We start from the raw sequence: 20675 nt of genomic DNA on the forward strand, positions 1-20675 counted from the left end.
CTGGCAGGCTTAATTGCGTATACCTATCAGGAGAAAAAACCCTCCTTGAACTTGGAGTGCAAAGGCTTGCCTGCACTGCCTCCGGTTGTCTTCTAACCCCGTCGAACTCACGTTTCTTTACGACAAGCAATGGAGTCGGTTCTGAAGCAAGCTGCGTCCTAACAGTCTTGTCTATAGCTATAAAATCTATTAATGCTTCTACGTTCCAAGCGGTGGCACAGTGCGATCGCGGCACTTTGGGCAGGAAAGGAGATGTTAAAGCTGCCATGGCTAAATTTCGCTAAGCGCTTACTTGGATCCTGACTTGAACTTAGAGCCAGAAACAAGGGCGCAAGCGCTAGCCCAGCAGGGAGAAGCTGAACGCCTTGGGAATGGAGGCAAGGAGTTGGGACAACAGGGTAAGTTTGAAGAGCCCCTGACTCGGTTTCAGCAAGCATCAAGGTTAGATCCGAGTTTGAAACTTGATCCTCAATCAGAGGTCAAGAAACTGACACCTATAGGGTTACTTAGCCAGATGGAAAGTTTTTCAGCGGAGCATCAGTTTCAGGAGGCAATGGCCGCTTATACAAAAGCCATCACTCTTGATCCCAACGTGGAACTTTCTTCAGATACTCTAAGTAGCCTTTGCTGGGACGGCAGTCTAAACGACTTTTCACAAGCAGTACTACCTGCTTGTGAAAAAGCAGTATTGCTTTCACCTAAAGCTGCTGAAACTCGAGACAACCGTAGTCTTGCCAGAGCGCCTACAGGTAATACTAAAGGTGCCATTGAGGACTTTCAAGTGTTCATGGCTCAAACGGAGGACAGGAAGGCGCAGTTACAGCGGCAACGCTGGCTCAAAACTCTCAGGGCTGGTAAAAATCCATTCACTCTTGAAGAACTCAAGTCTCTAAGGGGTTGAGTTAGTCTAAGGAGTCTAGAAGAAATAAGTTGGACATCTTTTGTGTGAAGGCGTTAACGCGTGACAGTTTCGGCAAAAAATGTTCAAGTTATTCCTTCTAGCCTCCTAAGCCGAGCGATCGCTCGCCTATGAGGAAGAGTGAAAAAACGTTAGGGAAAGCTTGGAAACACATGCAGTAGCAGTGAGGGAGAAATGAGCATGTCAAAGTGGCCAGAGCTTTCCATCTTCTTCATTCATGCAACAAAACTTCTATTGCCTAACTTATCTGCAACACATCATTAACTTTCTTCTTTAAAGGAAAGGTTGGAAAATGAGTTGAGCCAGTCAGAGTAATCTTCTGGATTGCATAGCTTCCTTTGATTTGAGGACGCGCTGAATCTTGCCATTTGAATACAGCCCGACGACGCACCACTTGAGTCTTTAGATCTTCAGAGGATACAAGTTCAATGCGGCTTGCAGCGGGGCTCCATGCAAACCGAACACATTCAACCTGAACCGAACTCTTCTCCGTTTGGCGTAGAAGAGCATAAGCTGCTTGCGGTACAGGAATGACGGGGTTCGCGACGATCGTGATCTGAAGAATGACGGGACTCTCTAAAGCAATCTGCGGAATGAGTCGCAACTCTAGCACATCACCGTCTTGCAGTTGTACTTTGCTGTTCGTTTGAATGTCTTTTAGCGAGAGCGATTTCAGTTCACCTGGATTGATTACCTCACCTCCATTAGTTCCACTATTGAGCTTTAAGGGTTCTGCAATTCCTTTCACGAAACGGAACAATTTCAGCGTGGCTTTACGATCGGCATCATCCCAATCAAAGCGCAGGAAAATGCTACTGTCGATATTATATTCCCGCCGATCGCAAGCGAGGGTAAGTGTTCGCACAACCGGGTTTGAATTTTTCGGATCAGGATTCGGAAGTTGAACCATGCGGCTAGCGGTGGCAGTAGATGAAGCAAGCCGACGGTTATACTCTGGGTCTTCAAACAGAATGAAATGGGGTTCGAGCGGCAGAGGTAAGTTATTGTTACTGACTACTCGTAACGAAAAGGTCAGCGTTTGGAAGAACCCGTCGCTACCAGAAGCAGGGGTGACCTCAACTTTTGCAGTGACGATAGAGCCAGAAATCAGGGTGCTAATCTGCCTAAGCAAATTCTCTGCGGTTTTAGGTTTGAATTCCCATTCTTCGGGCGGTTTCAGAGCTTGATTTGGCCCGGGTTGATCTGGAACTGGTTGAGTCAGCTTCTGGTCTTTCGGCGGCCGAGGGACTAGAGTTGGAGGCTCGAAAGGAAAGACAGTTCCGTTGACTTCCAAGGAAAGCTGCATCTTCCACTCGATTGCATGATCGGGCTCTGTTTCGGGAAGTTTCAATTCAGATTTCACTGCAAATATTAGCGTTCCGTCCCAGTTGGTCGGAATTTCACCCCGAACCAAGTTAGCGATCGTCATTCGCAAACGACGAGCCGGAATGGTTCCAGCAGCCCCGAAGAAAGCCTCATCCGCTGGAGTTAGACTGTGCAGATAATTTTCAGTTGGCTCAAAGTAACTTGCCCAGGTTTGAAGGGCTGCTTCTAGCTGGTTGGGCTGATTGGGCAGCAGGGGAACCGGACGGGGAATGCGGTGCTGCACGGGGATACTGCCAGAAACCAATCCTTTCCCAGAATCAGTCTGATTCGGATCAAGTCCACTCTGCCGCAACAGTTGATTTCGAATTGCAAACATCGTACCTGATCTCGCCCCTAACAGCAGATAGCGCAAGGAAGCAGGCAAAACAGGTTGCCAATAGTTGGACAGGAGAGTTTGGCCGTTTAGGGATAGAGGCGGCTGATCTAGTGTGCCTGCGGGAATGTGGGGCAATGGTAGATTGGGCAATACGGGCAGTAAACTTTGGATTGCAGTAGCTCGAAAGTGAGCAGGTAAACCCGCTTTTGCCCGGTCGTCCTGAGGTGAATCTGCTTTTGCTTGATCGTCCTGATGCGATCGAAACTGGACTTGATGCTGCGGAGCTTGCCACCAAAGTGTAATTGCCTGAGTCGTTGCAGATCCATTTGTTTCTTCAGGGAGCTTGCCAATTGCAGATTGCTCACCATATTGCACACTTAACCGCAGCGCACTTAAACCCCAATCCCAGGTCTGTGAAGTTTGAGCCTTAGGACGTTGTGTCAGATGAAGGGGCTGTAAGCCTTTCACCTGTGGCGGAGCCAGTTCAAAGGGTTGGATATCACTGGGCATTGTCAAAGGACCGAGCTGTCCTTCCCGAAAGCGCAGTTGAGCCACGGTCGATCGCAATTGAACGACATGTTTTACTAAACGCAGAGGCTGTTCCAGATTAGTCACTAAAGCAAAGGCATAGGTGGTGAGTAAGGGACTATTTGCTTGAGTATTGGTAGAGTCAATTTCTCGCAGTTCACGAAAGCGCAGGATAGCGATTGGGGAATCGGGACAAAGGCTACGATGGGTCTCCCGTGCCCAAGTTTGGCTGCTACTATAGTATTCTGCTACAGCTTGAGTTTCCTTAATAGCCCACACGTGACTGGCAGCAGGTAACAGGGTTCCTGTGTTGCGATCGAGGCAGAGGAGTTCGGCGGTGAGTAACCGAAGTTTGGCTCGCTGAAGGACAGGAGCAGGACGGAATGCTAAGCCAAGATAGGGGCTAACCGTCAGACTGAGCGGCAGAGGATTTGCTTGAGTGCCGACTTGCAAACGGGCAGGTAATTCGGTTGCCGCAGCATGATGGGCTACTCGAACTGTCTGGTTAGTTTGAGATAGCCCGCTGGTAAAGACCTGTAGCCCAATCGCTGACCAGGGGTAGGCCGCTCGCTGTTGACCACGTGAGACTGAACTTACACCTCGATCAAACCGTTGTTTGACTTCAGCAGCAGGCAAAGCGCGATTAAAAAGAGCAACCTGCCGGTAGTCCCCTAGCCAAGGACGATCCCCTGTCAGTTCATTGCCTAGAATAAAGCGGAAGATCTGATCGGTGTTTTGGTTCGGGTAAACTGGGAACAATTTGTTCGGTACGGTGTTGCTGGCCTGCTCCTGCCCATTGATATAGAATTTCATCTCACCATCAGCACGTCGCGTCAATACTACGTGAGTAAGTCCAGCTTTCACAGAGCCAGGATTTGTCTCAATCGGTGGTAAGCCGTTGTTCAAAATCCCATTGGAACTCGTCATGTTCTCAATTCGGAGGCGCGCAACGAACTGGTTACCGGGCTTTCCATCATCCTTACCCTGGCCCAGGGTGAAATAGCGGTTGTTCGTATCATTGGATAGGGTGACGATACGGGCAGGCCCTTGCTGCACAGATTGGTTGGGCTGAAGCTGAATCCACGCTTCAATTGTCAGTTCGTTCGTGCTGCGACAGGCTTGAATAATTTTGAGCGCAGGCTGGTCTGCCTTAATTTGAGTTGCCTGTTTGATTCGCAGTCCACCCCCACTCAGCCACTCAACTTTTGATGAATCCGCGATTGTCAGATCAAGCGGTGTGCCAACGCCAGAAACATCTCGTACCGTTTTGCCATCTCCCTCCTTCTGGAAAAGATACAGCGCTTGTAAACCTTCGGCGGCAGCCACTCCAGTTGTGGCCATCAGGCTATCTGGTCGCCAAACAAGCAAAGGATTGTCAAGAGCGGTGGAATTTGGAACTGATGTGTTGTCCTCTTCGGGTGGATAGGCCGATCGCAGCACCGTAAAGGCTTGATTTAAAGCAGTGGCACGACTGAGACGGGCAGGCGTATCAGGTAGAGAGGCTAGAATACTTTGCAGTCCGTCTAATTGTCCAGATTGCTCTAACTTAGGATGCTGCAAGCGGAACCAGCTTTCCTCCAGAGACAGGGCGTTGAGCCTTGCCCAGCTTCGCCCGATCGCACTATCAAAACCGGAGATTCGTACTGTTATAGATAGGTCGTCGCTCCAGTTTGCCAGCATCCGTGGCAGGTCGGATAAGGGTTGTCTCGGCTGGGCGGTGCGCTGTCGTTGAATCGCGAGGATCGGATCAATCTGGAGTCCGGTCACGGTTGCGTTGGAATTGGTGAGGACTTGGTGATCGATTTGCGGATTTTGCAGTCGCCCGAAGAAAGGAGTGGTTAGTAGTAGCCAATCGGGCTTATGTGGGTCGGAAGCACTGTAGTCGCTCGGGTTGCTGAGAATGCCCAGTTGCGCACCGTTGGGCAAGAATTGTAGTGTGGTGGGACTGGCAGCTTTAACAGGGGTTTTGCGAATCCAATGAGGCGCACTGGCATCCACCAGCAGCGTATCCTTCGGAAGGCGATCAAGTTCGCCGTTATTGTCTGTGAGTGCCTGACGGAACTGCCGATTCCAGTAGCCAAAACTAGAGCGATTCAACTCAGCAATGTTACCTGTCGGGTCAAGAACTTGGGCAGCAGCAAGGTTATTCAGGGCTTGCTTAAACTGGCTGGGCGTGAAAAGCCGCACTTCCTGAACGGCTGTCCAGCGATCGTCTGACTTTAGCTCAATCTGGCTGAGATCAGCATTCGGCAGAATTCGGGTGAGCTGATGCTCTACAACTGCCAGAAATTGCCAGGGTTGCTTCAGCGCAAACAGCAGTTGACTTTGACCGGGAATGAGCCGATCAGCAGTCAAGCTAGTCTGGTTGAACAAGATTCGAGCGGTATGCCGTAAATGCTTTAGTGCTGGAGGATTAGCAGTTCGAGCCGCAGGCAGCGTAATTTGAGAGGCAGCTGTATCGATCGCAGTATCCAGTGCCCAGGAAATCAGGCTCTTCACTTCCAAAAAGCCATTCAGCAGCAAAGACTGTTTCCATTTCGAGGTTGGAGCATCATAGCGATCGGTGTAGCCAATCACCAAATCGCCGGCAGAGGAGCCGAATACCTGATCGAGACTTGGTTGACTGGTGACTGTAGCCGATTGAAGAAACTCGCTCCATTGACAGGACAGCATTGCCTCCGTAAAAGCGGTCTGCAATTTCAGCGTCGGAATCTTCGTGTCTCCAAGCTCGATCCCAAAGGTGAGAGCAACGTAGCCGGGAGACTGATGAGCACGAAGCGGCATTCCGGGCAGCAGTTGTAAGGGCGAAGCATCTGCCGTATCCAGCTCATAACTCTGCCACTGAAACTTCAGCGCATTGCGATTAAACAACACGGTCGGTTGACGGTTAGGTGGCGTCAGCTTCAAGTTGCCAAATAAAGTAACTGATTCTGCGGAGATGAGAGATGTATCTGGTAACAGAGGAAAGTGAATTTGGGCAGCAAAGGTCAATCTAGGCAAACTGAGATCGCCAAGCCGAACTTGCAGGAAGAAATCAAGATCATGATTGCCCTCATCGAGATCCAGTTTCAGCGTTGTGCGATCAGGCAACAGTGCCGATGGACTGGGATTCGAGAAAGTGTAGGTCTGCTCAAGGGTAGTATCTCCTTGACAGAACGTGAGTGGACTGAGAGCGATCGTCCAACTCGTTTCAAATAACGTAAACGTCAAGTCCAGATCGCGAACGACAATGCCATCTTTTGCTGGGGTCGCTTCCACTATGCTCCACTGCAAGAGCGGAGACTCTGAAGACTCATTCCCCTCCAGTGCTAGGAACCACTCGCTGATCGGGGAAACTCGCTCAATTTGGTCAAATTGAAGTTGGCCAGTGGCATCGCGCTTAAACGTTACCTGCACTGCATTATTGAATTGTTCCAGTTCCTTACGACCAGGCAACGGTAGCTGTAATCGACCAACGATCCTTACTTCATCGATTTGATCATTGGCAAAGACAACCTTCTGTAACGTTAGGGGAAAGAAATCGAGCGAAAACAGGGAATTACCGACTAGCCGCCATTCGTAGCCTTCTAGATAGTTGAACTTGCGCGATAGAGCATCAGGATCATTTACATCTTGCGCCACTTTAGAACGAACGCTGTCGAAGCTGCTGGCTTTTACAGGCAAATCGCGGAACCAGAATTGCCAGTTTGCATTGCCAGAGAAGTTAAGGGAAACGGTTGTTAGGAGCGAAGTCAGTTCATAGTTAGTACTGTCTTCCTCCAAGCGAACGGGGGTTTTCAGTAAGTTGGAGTTTGCGGTTGACAAATGGGTAGCACTGCGAAGCAAACCTCGCTGATCGCGGAATGTACCATCTTTATCGATATGGGCTGCCATGCTTCCCGCTTCAAGATGGAAGGGATTGCTGACAGTATGGTCATCTGGGAGGCGATCGATCCGGTTCTGCGTGACGGCGAAATCTCCAGAAACGCCCTTTAGGGCCGTGTCTGCGGTGAGCAGTAAAGCAGCACTGTTATCTGAATTTGCGAGATTGAGTGAACCCGGATAAGTATCGAGATCAGTTGTCAGCTTCACCTGCCAATCAAATGGCTCCACCAGATGACGAATCAGGGTTTGACCGCCTTGAAGTGCGATCGCCTTAGTTGCATCAGCACTTGCCAAAGATGCCCGTTCACTGAGCTGTTGCCAGTGGGCTGCCAAAGTTTCGCGGATCAGAGGCTTGGGCGGTTGCGGCTGTGGGTCATCTGGTAGGGGCGAGACTTGCTTCGGGTCACGTGGAATTTTAGGTAGTTGGGCGAGCGCATTAATCTCATCGCTGTAGGGCAAATCGAAGCGATATTGTAGTGGCAGTTGGGTGCTGTCATCAGTAGGAAGTCTCTTGCCTGACCGATTTGGATCAAGCACGACTCCCGGAAGTGACAGAGCCACTAACGGTAAATCTGCCAGGGTTTGCCAATCTGCGGCAGGTGCAATTGCTGTCTCAGCCGAAACTGTACACCACGATGCGGCACCGTTCTCCAGAGCCACGCCAAACTTCCAGTTGTTCGGCAACCCAATCGCCGGATTAGTGCTGTCTTTTGCAACGGCAAGCTGAAAGGGAACGAGCTGACGGTTTGGGCTAGGATAATTTGGCGGAGACTGGCTTTGCGTTAAGGGAAGTGCCTGCACCATCGGCAGTGATTTGTGCCTGCGCCAGACAATCGGCGGATATTGGCTGAAGGTATCAGTGGGCAATACGCCTTTGGTCACCATTTGGTTTAACAGTGTCGCGTTCGCACCATAAATCATTGACCAATCTTGCAACTGAGGCGCAGTCGATCGAGATTTAATCTCTAGCTTTTCAAAGCGGGTAGTCATTAACGGTGGAAACAGATCAGCCTGTGGTTCGATCGACTTAAGCGGAACAGATTGCAAGCTAGAAATCCAGTTCTCTACTGAGGGCAGCGCATCCGCCGCAGTCGGAGCTTGAGTGCTGAGCCAGAGGAAGCCGTTTAAGACAACCTCTGGTGCAATCGCATCGAGATTGATCGTTTGCAGTTGGAATGTCTCACCTGTTTTCTGCAATTGCCAAGTTCCGGTGAGATAGCTGGCATCTGTCCAAGTGATGCTCCAGGGTTGCTCGTTGCGATATTGCTTCAGTTGGTCTTCACGGCTATTCCCTAATGACACTGCTCCCTGTGCGAAGATGCCTGGATCAGGCTTGCGCTCGCCTTCTAGGACCAGATTAGCATCGAGATAAATCTGCTCAGTCAGGTTAGGAATTGGCAGTTGTGCCCAACCATCTTCCAGGGGCATAAAACCCCAGAGTAAGGAGGGCTCGATCGGACTCGGTTTCTCACTTCCTTGAGGCACGATCCATTCTGGAATCGATTGTTTTTGAACATCGCGCAGCAGTTGCGCTGTTTGCACGGAGCTAAAGGCAAGCTGAAGCTGTTGCAGTTCTAGCGATTCATCCCAATTGGATTGATTCAGCCTTGCCGTATATTTCAAAGTTTCAGTCGAAGTGATCGATTTGCCAGATTCTAGAGCCACCGTGAGCCGATCGCCTTCGCGCTGAATGCTGAGTTTGTCTGGAACAATTTGCGCCAGAGAAGTTGGGCGCTGTTCTGTGTCATAGGGCTGCTGATCGCTCAACAGCAAGTTAATTTCGCCTCGCTCAAACAAGATGGGCAACGGCTTATCACGATCGACGGCGGCGGGTTCCTGCCAATTAGCAATCTCCCAATAAAGGCGCGGCAACCGAAGCGGATTAGCAATCTCCAACGTTACCCAATTAGGCACAGACACGGTCCGGCTCTTACGGTTTTGAGGATTGCGCGAGTTGAGATAACTGCTGAGATTATTCCAGCGATTGATTAAAGTATCGTTTTCCTCTGCGGTAAGGCGATCTGCTTCAAGGGTCAGGCGAAACTTTAAATTGCCTCCACTAGGGTCAGGTAAGGTACGGGCAAGCTGAAACACTGCTGTAATCAGTTCCGTTGCCCAAGGCAGACGCACCTTTGCGGCGATCGATAGTCCACTCCCATGAACTGAAATCGCTCCTAGCAGACGAGCGGCATCCTCACGCTTCGAAAAATCATCCGCTTTCCTCAGACGCAGTGCGGCATAGAAGCGATCGACATCCTGAGCGGGAGTTAGCACATCTAGATTAATATCTCCAGCAAGGCAAACCAGTTCAGGGAAAGCATCCTGATTTTGCCTGCGCCATTTGGTTGGATCTGGATCAGCTTCCACCAACAGCAACACCAACTGTCCTGACTTCAGCAAGGTTTCGATCTGCGCCAGCGTCGGATTTTTCGGACTCGTTTCTCCGGCTTTGCGCTGCCAAAGATAGCTTTGTTGCGGCGTATTTGCAGTGGTGACGCGCACTTGTTTCACCCAACAGAGCACAAGCAGCGTTCCAGGCAACAGCAGGTTTTGTGCCCCCAGCGCATTTTTTGGGTTGATGTCGAGAAACAGCGATCGAAATGCCCAGTTTTGCTGCGGGTCTGCCAGTTGAATCACTTCGGCCTCTGCTGACCAGAAGGGACCTTTGAGGGAGAGATGGGGAAGGTTGGGAAACATAGTCAGGAGTGGGGGATGTTTGCGTTAGGGTTAGAGGAGGGAGAGGGCTACTGTATAGACAAAGTTTTTTTGCTTGAAGTTGCACTGTTGTCTTGCCCCCTAAATCACTCAACTCTGGGGGACTTTGAGTGCTGGCTCAGATTGTTTAGCTCAACGGTTTCACAGTGAGTTCAGTGTCACGGGGAGCTGCACTGCCGCGCCTGGTGCCGATGTTGAGTTGTCTGCCTTGTAAGCCTCGATTTAGGGACGCATTGTAGAGTCTGGAGATGGATAGGCGATCAGGTTTGAGTTCGCTTAGGTTCTGTAGTGCCTGACCTTCGGCAAGGGTCATTAGTCCGTGGTAGCGCATCAGCGATCGCCCGATAAGAAGCTTGTCGCGCAGGTTTTCCGGCAAGTCTTCGGGTTGCGGACGAACGGGTAGATCAAAGGCGATCAAGGTAGGCTGGGTTCGTAGGGTATCAAGGATTTCTTGCATTGCAGTCTGGAAGGGTGGATCACCCTGGGTTGCCAAAGACTTCAGCAGTTGCCATTGAGCAGGCGTGTGGACTCTGCCTGTCCAGGTGATTTGAGTTGGCTGTGCGGCTGGTGTCAGTTGCAGTTGCGCTTTCAACACATCGGGAAGATCCTTCTGGCGGGGGCGACGCAGTTGAGGATTCATGGGTACGGTTTGGACCGCGTCAATTTCGTTGAGCAGACGTTGCAGGGCATCTGTAAAACCCGGATCGCCACTCAGCCCAGTTAAAATCGGACGTTGGGCATCGGTAGGAGTAGGAGCCAGCCAGCGTAATTGACCTGGCTCAATCCGAAGCTGATTACGAATTGCGGCGGGTAAATCTGCCTGACTTGGACGGCCAAGTGGAGCTGTTCCTAATGGGACGTCATAGGCACCGGGAAGCAGGTCCAGCGGATTGGGAGGAATGATTGTCAGAAGTTGATTAATAGCACTCTCGAAGGCATCATCTCCTCGGAGTTGCTGCATTGCCTGACGCTGCTGTGCTGTTGGTAGAGGCGTATTCCAGATCAAACGGCTGCTCTCAATCTGAAGCTGGTTCCGAATACTGTCGGGCAAGTTTGACTGCTGAGGACGTTTGCGCTCTGGGACCATTGGTACAGCTCGATCGCGGTTGATTGCACTTACTAGATCATTCCGGGCATTCAGGAACTCAGTATCTCCGGTCAGTCGAGTCAGGGCATCCCATTGAGCATCGGTGGGAGCAGGACTAATCCAGCGCAGTCGATCGTCGCCAATCTGAAGCTGATTCTGCAAAATATTGGGCAGTTCTTCCTGTAAAGGACGGGGTACAGGTAAGGTCTTGCTAATCGATCTGCTATCGAATTCGGCAATCAGAGCATTAATGGCAGTAGTGAAGACAGGAATTTGAGCCCAGCGTTGCAATGCCTCTACGTCGCTGTCGTATAGTAGCCCTGTCCAAGTCAACCCGGTATAGCGTTTAGTCGCATCAATGCTGAACTGAATTCGATCGCTTACGTTCTGCGGCACTTGATCCAAGCCTAGCACTGCATTTTCCCGAATTACTGCATTAGGATCAGCCAGCACTGCTCGATCGGACAATCGTTTCAGAGCCGCCTTAAAGCTTTCATCTGCCTTGATCGCCCGCAATGCAGCTTGTTCTTCTGTTGTTATGGTTCCCTGCCAGACGAAAGTACAGTTTTCTGATTCGGGGAAGTCGAGCGTTTGCTTCAGGGCAGGTAATTCTTCAGGCAACTCGCGCGGACGAGAGATTGGCTCCTGACTGAACCAGCCTTGATAGATGCGATCAAGTACCTGGAAGTCGTGCAGGAAGGTTTGACGATCTTGAGGATTAGCGAAGAACTGTTGCAAATTGGCATCAGTGGGTACGGTTCCCGTCAAAGGCTGTTCCGCATCCTTCGTCAAAAGCTTTTTCAAATCCTTCCGAGTCTTATCATCGACATTGACACTGCTGAGTAAGATGTCGTCGCGATCGGCTCTGGTCAGAATTCCGGTGATAGTCAGTTTGGGCGTGTCAAAAGTGGCTTTTTCAGGAATGATCACGGCAGGATACGATCGCTGCACTATTTCTTCAGTCACCTGCTTCAGGATGACGCTCAAGATATAACGTGCTTGTGGGGTTTGAGCATCTGGGGGAACCAAATTTACCAACTCTGCCAGGAAACGCCGCCCCAACTGTTTTCGCACAAATTTACCGGTGAGGACATTTTTCTCTTCTTTTCGCTCTAGCCCAATTTCTGCTTGTACTTCAACATTGCCGCTGTAGGTTTCGATAATTTGATACACGACTCCTAAATCTGGCAAGGAAGATAATTTGCGAGGACGATCGGTACTGGTTTCAGCATCAGGCTGTTCGGCCGCCCATTGCGCTTGAGCAGAAGCAGGCAAGCTGTCCCACAGTTGCCGCAACGGAATTTGAATCTGCCGGAGTCGCATTGCAGGCGCTTCTGAAGTAGAAGGTGACCAATCGCTTGCTTCAACGATCGCATAAGGCGGTGGTGCAACATACTCAAAGTCTCGTTGAGTAATTTGATTGATTGCAGATACTTGTGAACTCGTTTGGGCGATTAACAGCAATTGATGTTCGTAGAAGAACGGAAGCGCTTGCCATTGCAGCACCAGTGCCCCTTGCTGGAAGTTCTTGAGTCGTTGCGGTAAATCCAGCGTGATTGCATCGCTCTCTTCTAATTTCCCTGATAGCTTCAGGTGATCGGGTTGGGCAGGGGTAGTAGGAAGAGCGGGATACTGATCTTCTACAGATTTCAGCTCTAGATTGTGAGGTTTATTGTGAATTTTTTGGAACTCGTTCACAGCTTGATCTTTTTGGAACTCGTTCACAGCTTGATCCAGTAGCAAAATCTGATCAGGGTCGGCAAAGCGGCGCAGCAGGGTAAAGGCAATCTGACGGAAAGAAAGCTGTCTTGCTAAGGTTTGATTGCGTTCCATCAAACTCTGCTCTGGGTGCTGAGCAACAATCACTTCCCAGGTTGCCCCCGGTGGTAGTTGGGGATTGTCCACCTGAGGATTGTCTACATTCGGCTCAAGCGCTTCTGATGATTCTGGTTGCTTTGGTACTTTTGGTGCATCCAGACGACTCGAACTAAGCACGACAGGCATCTCTACAGGTTGAGTGCGATCGAGCACGATGTCCAGTCCAGCTTGCTTAGGATCGGGCATCACAGTTGGTAACGTTTCGGCTGCAATTCCAGCAACTTTAGGAATCAGATTCGGTGATTGTTGCAAACTCGACCACAGCAGGTCATAGCGTCCGATCGGCTGGATATAGAACCGATAGTTGTGCGCCCACTTGTCTTCCAGCAAATGATCATAGGTGAGGCGACCGTTGGCATCAGGAGTGGCGTAGGCAGGTGATCCGGCTCTAGGGTAGGCAGTTGCTAACCAAATACCGTCCTGGGTTTGTGCGAAAACGCCGTGCTGCTGCTGTTCAAGAGAAGTTGCGGTGACATCGCCCCCAATGTCGAAGAATCGCTGTGACCAGAGCTGGAAGTCAGGCAGAATTGCCTCAATTCGCTCTTTGTCAATGGGAATGGTAATTTTTGGATCATCTGCGTCATTGCTGTTGAGTGACTCAACATACCGCTTCAGCTTGAGCCATTCTCGACCCACAGGATTGCTGGCATTACTGAAATCAATGGCTAATGTGTCAGGAGACTGGAAATAAGTAGAGCGATCATCTGTCACTGCAAATGGCTGCACAGTGGTCAGCTTTACTCCTGTCGGAGATTGTCGCCCCTCACCTTCTGCCACTTCTACCTTGGGTAAGATTGATCCTGTGCGAATCAGCAGCGTTGTGCTTCCGGTGAGTGGTAGAGTAACGCGATACCGAACAGCACCCTTTTCCGTATTCAAATCTGTTTGTCCACTTGCCGAATCTGATTGATTAATGACGGTACAATTTGCGCCGCTAAACAATAGTTCGACCGTCGATTTTGCAGTTCCTGTAACTGTGACCTGAGCGTACTGCAAATACTGCTCGATCGTCGGACGCAAACTAACTTGCACCAGTGCCAACAATCCTTGAGCTTCTGCATCCTCATTGCTGAGCCGCACACTTTGACTGGGTTGGAACAAGAGTTCGACATGCAGATGAGGCTTGAGTAACTGCCACTGACTGGCTAACAACAAAGGATCCAACACACTATGAACTGCATTCAGCAAAGCTTCTCCCTGCACCAGTTTGCCTTGCGGTACAGCCTTATCATTCGACTGGATATAGAGCGAGAAGGTAGTCGATAAGCCGAGCCGTTGCAACACATTCCAGCCATAGGGGTCAGTCTTAGTGGCAGTGTTGGTGAGGAAGGCAGTTAGATCGCTCGCTTTGAACGGCGGCAGAATTTGCACATCAGGTTTGTAGGTAGCATTAGAATCCTCTACCTTTGGTTTAGCCAAGTCATCGAGCATTGCTTGCAGGAGCGGATGCAGAGACGTTGTGCGTTGTCCGTTGGTCCCAGCCGTCAAGCCCTCCCACTCTGGGAATACGAGTCGCGATTCACGCCAGGAATACCAGGACGAGTAAGGCAATTCTGAGCCAGTCACCTTAAATGAAGATGGATTGGGTGAATCAGAAGATTTTGCTGCTGATCGCACTTGCTTGCGTCGCATGGTACTGGGATACCAGGCTTCCCACTGGCTTGCCGTTAGCGTGTGGTTGGGAGCCAGCGACAGGTCTTCGGCCGGAAGCATCTGAATGTCTTGCAGCAGCCGAATTGCCCGACCTAACTTGACCGGATGGTCAAATGTTTCGGTGGTATGCGCATCAATATCAAGTTGATGCAGGTGATAGATCGAAACCAGATCGATCGGATAGTTGGCATTATGACTCGCGCCTTGATTCCAGCGGAACCGCAAACAGCGAATGCCTGTAGGATGCGTCTGGTACGAAATGCCGTTTAGCGTGCCATCAAACCGTGGAACTTCCCTGCTCAAATTGGGCATCGGGAAGTGAGCTTGGCCCGCAATTCCCAGTAGATCTTCTGGTGGCAGCAGTGGCAGCTTTGTGGGATAGGGAAGCCATTCCAGTTCTGCTAAGCGACGTTCTTCCCGTCGATCGTCTTTCTTCTGCGTAAATATGACACTAGGATTGGGTTCCACACGCAAGAGCAACTGTACCGGAGCTAACGCCGATCGCACCTTGCCTTGAGAAACCGTTTGGAAGAAGACGCGCCAAGCTTCGGGTCGCCATTGCGGATTGTTTCCGGGTGGAATAATGCCTTTTGCCTGAAGCGTTGCCACATCGATCTCGGCAAATTTTGCGTTGCGTGATCCTTTGGCATCAAGCTTAATTTCAATATCAGTCGGTAGCTGTCGTGCATTTGAGGTGGGCAAATGATGGCTGCGCGGACGATTAGTTGTACTGTCTAAGCCATAACTACCAATCGGCAACGTTTCTTCTTTGCGAAAGATCAGCAGATATTGATCGATCGCCACGGCAGGTCCGACTTTTGGCTGCATCGGTTCTGACCACTCGACATGCACGGCAAGGCAATCAGGCTGTTCCGCATTGAGAATAACTTCGGGTTGCTCTTTGATCGTGAAATCATTGGGCTTGAGATGATAGTTAAGAATCAGTTCACCATCTACAGGAACAGAAGGTGGTTCATTAGGAAAGCGTGTTGCGACTAGCGTTAATGGACGGCCTAGATTGCCTGAATGATCGCTCGGCGTAATAGTGTAAAGATAGCTGCGTCCTTCAGGTGGAAGAGTTGCCTGTGCTTGCAGCGTTTCCTGATTGAAATTGTCGTTGATCTGCACCCGAGAGCGAATTCGCCGAATTCGATTGGTTTTGTCTCGGTGCAGGGCATCCGCAGGAGTGCGCGTGTAAACAATCTCTCGTTCATTGGTGTCGAGGGCACGGCGACGCACTTCGTAATGGTGCAGATGATGTTCCGGATCGGTTTGACAAGCTGTGCAGTTTGCAGGGGCCGGCTGATCCCATACCAGATCCCAAGCGAGCGCAATGGTATTTGCATCCGTAAACTGCTTTACATGACGGAACTGCGGCGGATTTTCTGAATAATCGGTGGAGAAGGTAGTCTGATCGTTGGTGGCACGAGCAATATTAAATGTGCGAACCGTCTTTTCTTCCGAATCAGGCTTAGTGGAACCTGCATTTTGCCGCTGTTGAATCCTGACTTGTGCTGTATCTCCGTTATCTTGTAACCATCTGGGTGGATTGCCCTTAAAGCGAAATACTAAACCCATTTGAAATGGAATCGATTGAGCAATGTCCAACGGCTCTGTTGCCGTCTCTGAAACTCCAGCATACTGACGCACATCCGCTACAATATCGTGAATCACCATGCCACGAACTTGATACGCCTGCTGCGTTTCCTGCATTTTGCGCCACTCTAAATCATCTCGGTTGATTACAGGTGGTTTATCAGGATCATTTGGATCAACTCCAGGAACTTGACCTGAATCTCTGTAGAGCGTTGTATTCTGCTCGAATGCTGCACTCAAAATTTGCTCGTACTCAACTGTTTCATCTTGCTTGAAGTAAGGTGAACTGCGGAACTGTTTTGCCGCACCTCTTACCGCTGCCTCAAAAGCATTCTCAGAAGAGTTTTGTACTCGCTCATCAACCAAGTTCTCCAAACCGGGCAAAGGTTGCGGATCAACTAACCCAGTACCATCATCACTTTTAACAAAGGCATAACTGATGTATTCACCCAGAGTTAATGCTGGAGGTTCGTCCTTCTTCGGCTTTAGTTTATTGTTTTCGTCGAGTTCGTATGATTCAGCATTACTTTGATACATTACATTCCAGTTCGCTTTCAGAGGAATCTTGATTTCGCTAACAGCAGCATCTTCCTCGTTCGCTGAGTTCTCATTCAACTCAATTGGATCCCAATCTCCTTTCTTAGGGTTGAACCAATCGAGCTTAAATGTATTTTCTGTTGATTCAGGTGATTCACCTTCAGGTGATTCGTTATTTGTCACCTTAGGAATAATCAAACAGAAATCGGCTGTGACAGTGATAGATTTGTCAGGGGGAACAGGCAGAAATCCTGATTCAATCTCACCTTGCGGCAATAAGACAAAGAATTTTTCGTCTTGAGCATTCGGTTTTCGGATGACAAAGATACTGTAGTTGGGCACACTCAACGTCGATGTGGACTTCGATGCATCACTGTCCAGCTTACCTATCCCATTTCTGAGTTCTGTTTCATCCGACAATTCTGGATTACTCAGTGAGCGAAGTGATTGCGCAGGTGTCACGGCTCCAGGAGTAACGCCAGGAACTTCATTGGAAGCCATTGAGCGATCGGGCGATCGAAGTGATCGTGCAGTTGTCACGGCTCTAGGAGTAACGCCAGGAACAGGCTCAACATCCGTGGCTTCCAGCCCAACCTTGAGGAATTTGTCAGTCAAGGCTCTGGCAGCTTTAACTTGTTCTTCGTTAACTCCTAGTTTGATATTGAGCTGAAGTGTGTGTCCCATGCAAGAGACAGCGATTGTCCCTGAGCCGCGCAATCCGGGGACATTCTTCCCGACCAATCCCACTTCTAAGCCTACAGTAAAGCCAATTGTGAGGCTGAATCGGAAGGATAGCGTAATCTTTTTAATCAGCAACTTAATACGCAGCCAGAACTCGATCGAGAACTGAATTTGCACTTCTAAGCCAATCGCTCCATACAAACCAGACGAGCTGTTTGGAGCGAGTCCTATAACGCCAATCAACCTTGCTCCATAGGCGATCTGGGCAAAGGCCCGTACTCGACAACCAATAAAGCCAAAATCAAAATCTGCTTTAATATCCAGAGTGGCACGTGCCAGGTAGCTGACCCCTAGCACTAGCTCTTTTTTAGATACCCGGAAAATAAATCCACCTCGCGCTTCTGCCTTCAGCGGACCAAGAGGCATGCCCCAACGCAACATATTGGGCCAGCCTAGCTCATAGTGCATTAGCCCTGGTTCAATCAGCACAGTGGCAGCAAATTGACTGTTGCGAATGGCTTCTTGCACAATTTCAGGCATGGGCGGACGGGCTCCCAGGAAACCTTCTGGATTAGAAGATACCTGAGCCAGGAAGCGTTTTCGACGTGGTGAGAGCAACACAAATCCACTGAAGAGCGGTTTACCCTGAACTTGCTCTTTGCCATCAAGATTAGTGACGTAATCGTAATAGTTGGTGTTAATCCAAGCACGCGCAGCCATAAAGAAAGTGAGGTCACTGCGGAAGGCAATTACCGTATCAAACAGGAATACGCAAGGCAATACTCGCTCGGCTTCTTTTTCCCAACGTAATGGTGATGGAGATGCACTCGTTTGGGAAATCAAGGCCCGTAAGACGATCGTCCAACGTGGATCTTCACCTGCTGCTTCCAGATCAACTGCCCAGCGATCGCGCTTCGACAAATCGCCTTGAGTGCGAGAGAGATCGCGCAATGATTTGAGTAGTTTTTTCAGATCGTTCTGGCGATCTGCTTCCTTGATGCTGACCAGCGTATAGCGATAGCCAAAGCCTAACCCTACTTCACGAATGTAGAGTTCTACGACCGGAATGCGAAAACTAACCTTGCGCGCTTCTAAATAGATAAACCAGGCACGCAACCAAGGGGAAGACTCATCTCGCCGCACCCGTAAGAAAGCAAAGCTCGCTGCTATCGTTGGCAGGCCTTGAATTTCCAGTGTTCCTTCACCATCAAATCCTTGTTCTTCAGGACTGTTTTTGAAGCTGACGGAGCCATTCAAGCGGAAGGCTTCTCCAATATTCAGATTAACTGCCAGTTCCTTAAAGTGAATCCGAGGCAAGATTGATCCGGGTTCTGGCAAAGCAATCATCAAGCGATGCAAATCAGGACGTGAATTTGGTGTATCACCAACACCCTGCGCAAATTTGAGCTGTCCTGACAGTTCCATTGCCGGAGCAGCGCCAAACTCAGTCGCCTGTGGAATAAACCCGATCGCCCGCAATTCCATCTCAAAGCAGCCGAGGAAGTTAAATGACTTGGGCTTCGGTAACTCAATCAAAAACTTGACATGCTTGCTGATCACACGAGCATCGCCAGTGAGCGGGCATTCCACCAGATCGATTTTGATTACTTGTAGTAGAGCTAAGGCAAAATTGCTGTCGTCTGAAGGGAGTGGCGTAAATTGGGCACTGCCTGTCAACGTAAAGTAAAGGTGGAATTTGCCATCGTTAACGAACTTCAAACCCAACGCGTCAATCGAAAACTGAAATCGGGTTCCCTGGCATTTCAGCAGTTGATTACCTTTAAGTTTGGCACTACCTGCTACTAGAGTCAGATTACCCTCACGTTGACTGAACTGAAGGGCAATATCCGCGATCGCATCCCCCACCAAGGCTGGAGGTAAGGGGCCTGATCCACTCAGCGTAAAGTCGTTAATCCGGTTCTCTTTAATCTCTAAACGGCTACCGTGGAAGCGAAACTTTGTATCAATACCGTTCAGTTTGGCAGGACGATCGGTAACTTCAGCCGTTAAGTTAATGCCGTTTGGTGTTAGGGCAAACTGTTCAATTTCAAAGACGATCGGCTCATCACTAGCGCGTGTGTAACTAATCTCAAATACTGCTCCTTTCGCTTGCTGTATTTGGTAGTTATAATCTTGTGTGACTAGCGTGAAATAGTGATAAAATTGTTTTTCATTCTTATCTTTAATTGGCTTTCCATTTTCATCTTTTGCAGGCGTTCCTCTAAATTTCCAGGTTAATCCTAGATAATCCTGCTCAGGTAAATTCTCCTCAAGCGAGAGCAGCTTAATCCCTTCTTCATGATTCACCGATAAAGCAAAGGTTTCCCAGTTGAATTTAGCTTGAATTTTAGTCGCAAACTTTAAGCTGCCAACCGCTACACTGATGGGAAGGAGAAATTCGATCGGGTTTTTGTTAAAAGTCGGAGGATCATCAGCGAATTCAGGCTGCCCAATCTCAATAAACTGGCTTCGATCTCCATCCTTTGATTTCTCATCCCGCTGTAGGAATGGCAGTTTAAATAGATTCTTTAAATTATATTTAAATTCAATACTCCAAGCAGCAACTTCCAATGGGTTTGCATCTCTACCTAGAATCGGTTGAGCGAGTGAATTCGGCACATCGAAATTTAGTTGAGTTAATGGATTATTTAATTGTTGGAAGAAAGTTGGCGAATTACTGCCTTTCAACGCAAGTTTTATTAAAACCAAACTAACTTTTTTTCCCGCTGTTGCAGTTAATTCAAAGAGATTAGGTGTAAACTGCTTTTCATCATTTTGTAATTCACGCTGTCCGTTTCTTTCCCAAGCAAATGTGCTGTTTGCAGTAAAGAACTGACCTTTTTCGGCAGTCAATAACAACCGCAAGTCATTTTCTTGATTCTGGTTACTAAAAACTAAACTGTAATCAGCAGTATCCGGTGTTTTAACCTGTACTCCTGGTAGCGTGAATGTCCGTGAACTGTTAGACACCGACCAATCGAACCGCACTTCTTGAATTGGATTTCCCAAAACAATACGCAGCACCACCTTGCTGTTTCCTTGAGTTCCCTGTTCTGCAAAGTTCGGGGCAACTGTCCGCAAAACCTCAGTCAGTTGATCGGCTGCCCACTCGATTGCCAGATACTGCAAGGTGCCGACAAGCTGAACTGCTATTTTGGCTGCATCGATAATTAGCCTAGTTGGAACTACTAGAAAGGGCTGAGTAATCTCGGCATTGCTTAAATTGATTGGATCGGTGATGACAATCGGCTTACCGCTACTATCAACTGGACCAATCGTGTCGATCGTCACATAATTTTCACCTGATCCAACTTCAACATAAGGACGGCTGGTGTCAACCTCATAGCGAGCAAACCCATCGGTTTGTACAAATCTCCGCATCGGTTGCAGCAGGGTAGGGCTGAAACGCACTGCTGTAATGTTTGCCACGATCAACTCCTGGTTTTGGGTAGCCCGATCTTGACGGTTGTTAGCAAACTTAGCATCACCCTTTTGGGTGCTTGCCTCTTATCAAA

Annotated in this window: 3 protein-coding genes; 1 reads left to right on the forward strand and 2 read right to left on the reverse strand. The window is 49.3% G+C overall.

Going from position 1 to position 20675, the window contains the following annotated elements; genetic code table 11:
• The first annotated feature begins 304 nt into the window (after window positions 1–304).
• Window positions 305–901, forward strand: a complete 597-nt coding sequence (locus tag H6F86_RS13645; protein ID WP_190449164.1) for a hypothetical protein — start codon at window positions 305–307, stop codon at window positions 899–901.
• A gap of 256 nt (window positions 902–1157) precedes the next feature.
• Here the strand turns inward: H6F86_RS13645 and H6F86_RS13650 are convergent, their stop codons facing one another.
• Window positions 1158–9710: a LamG domain-containing protein gene (locus tag H6F86_RS13650; protein ID WP_190449165.1), complete on the reverse strand. Its 8553-nt coding sequence runs from the start codon at window positions 9708–9710 to the stop codon at window positions 1158–1160.
• 145 nt (window positions 9711–9855) lie between these two features.
• Window positions 9856–20589 (reverse strand): hypothetical protein, encoded by a 10734-nt coding sequence (locus H6F86_RS13655; RefSeq protein WP_190449166.1) that lies wholly within the window; start codon window positions 20587–20589, stop codon window positions 9856–9858.
• Window positions 20590–20675: the final 86 nt, after the last annotated feature.

The organism is Phormidium sp. FACHB-592, from assembly GCF_014695795.1.
Classification (GTDB): Bacteria; Cyanobacteriota; Cyanobacteriia; order Leptolyngbyales; family Leptolyngbyaceae; genus Stenomitos.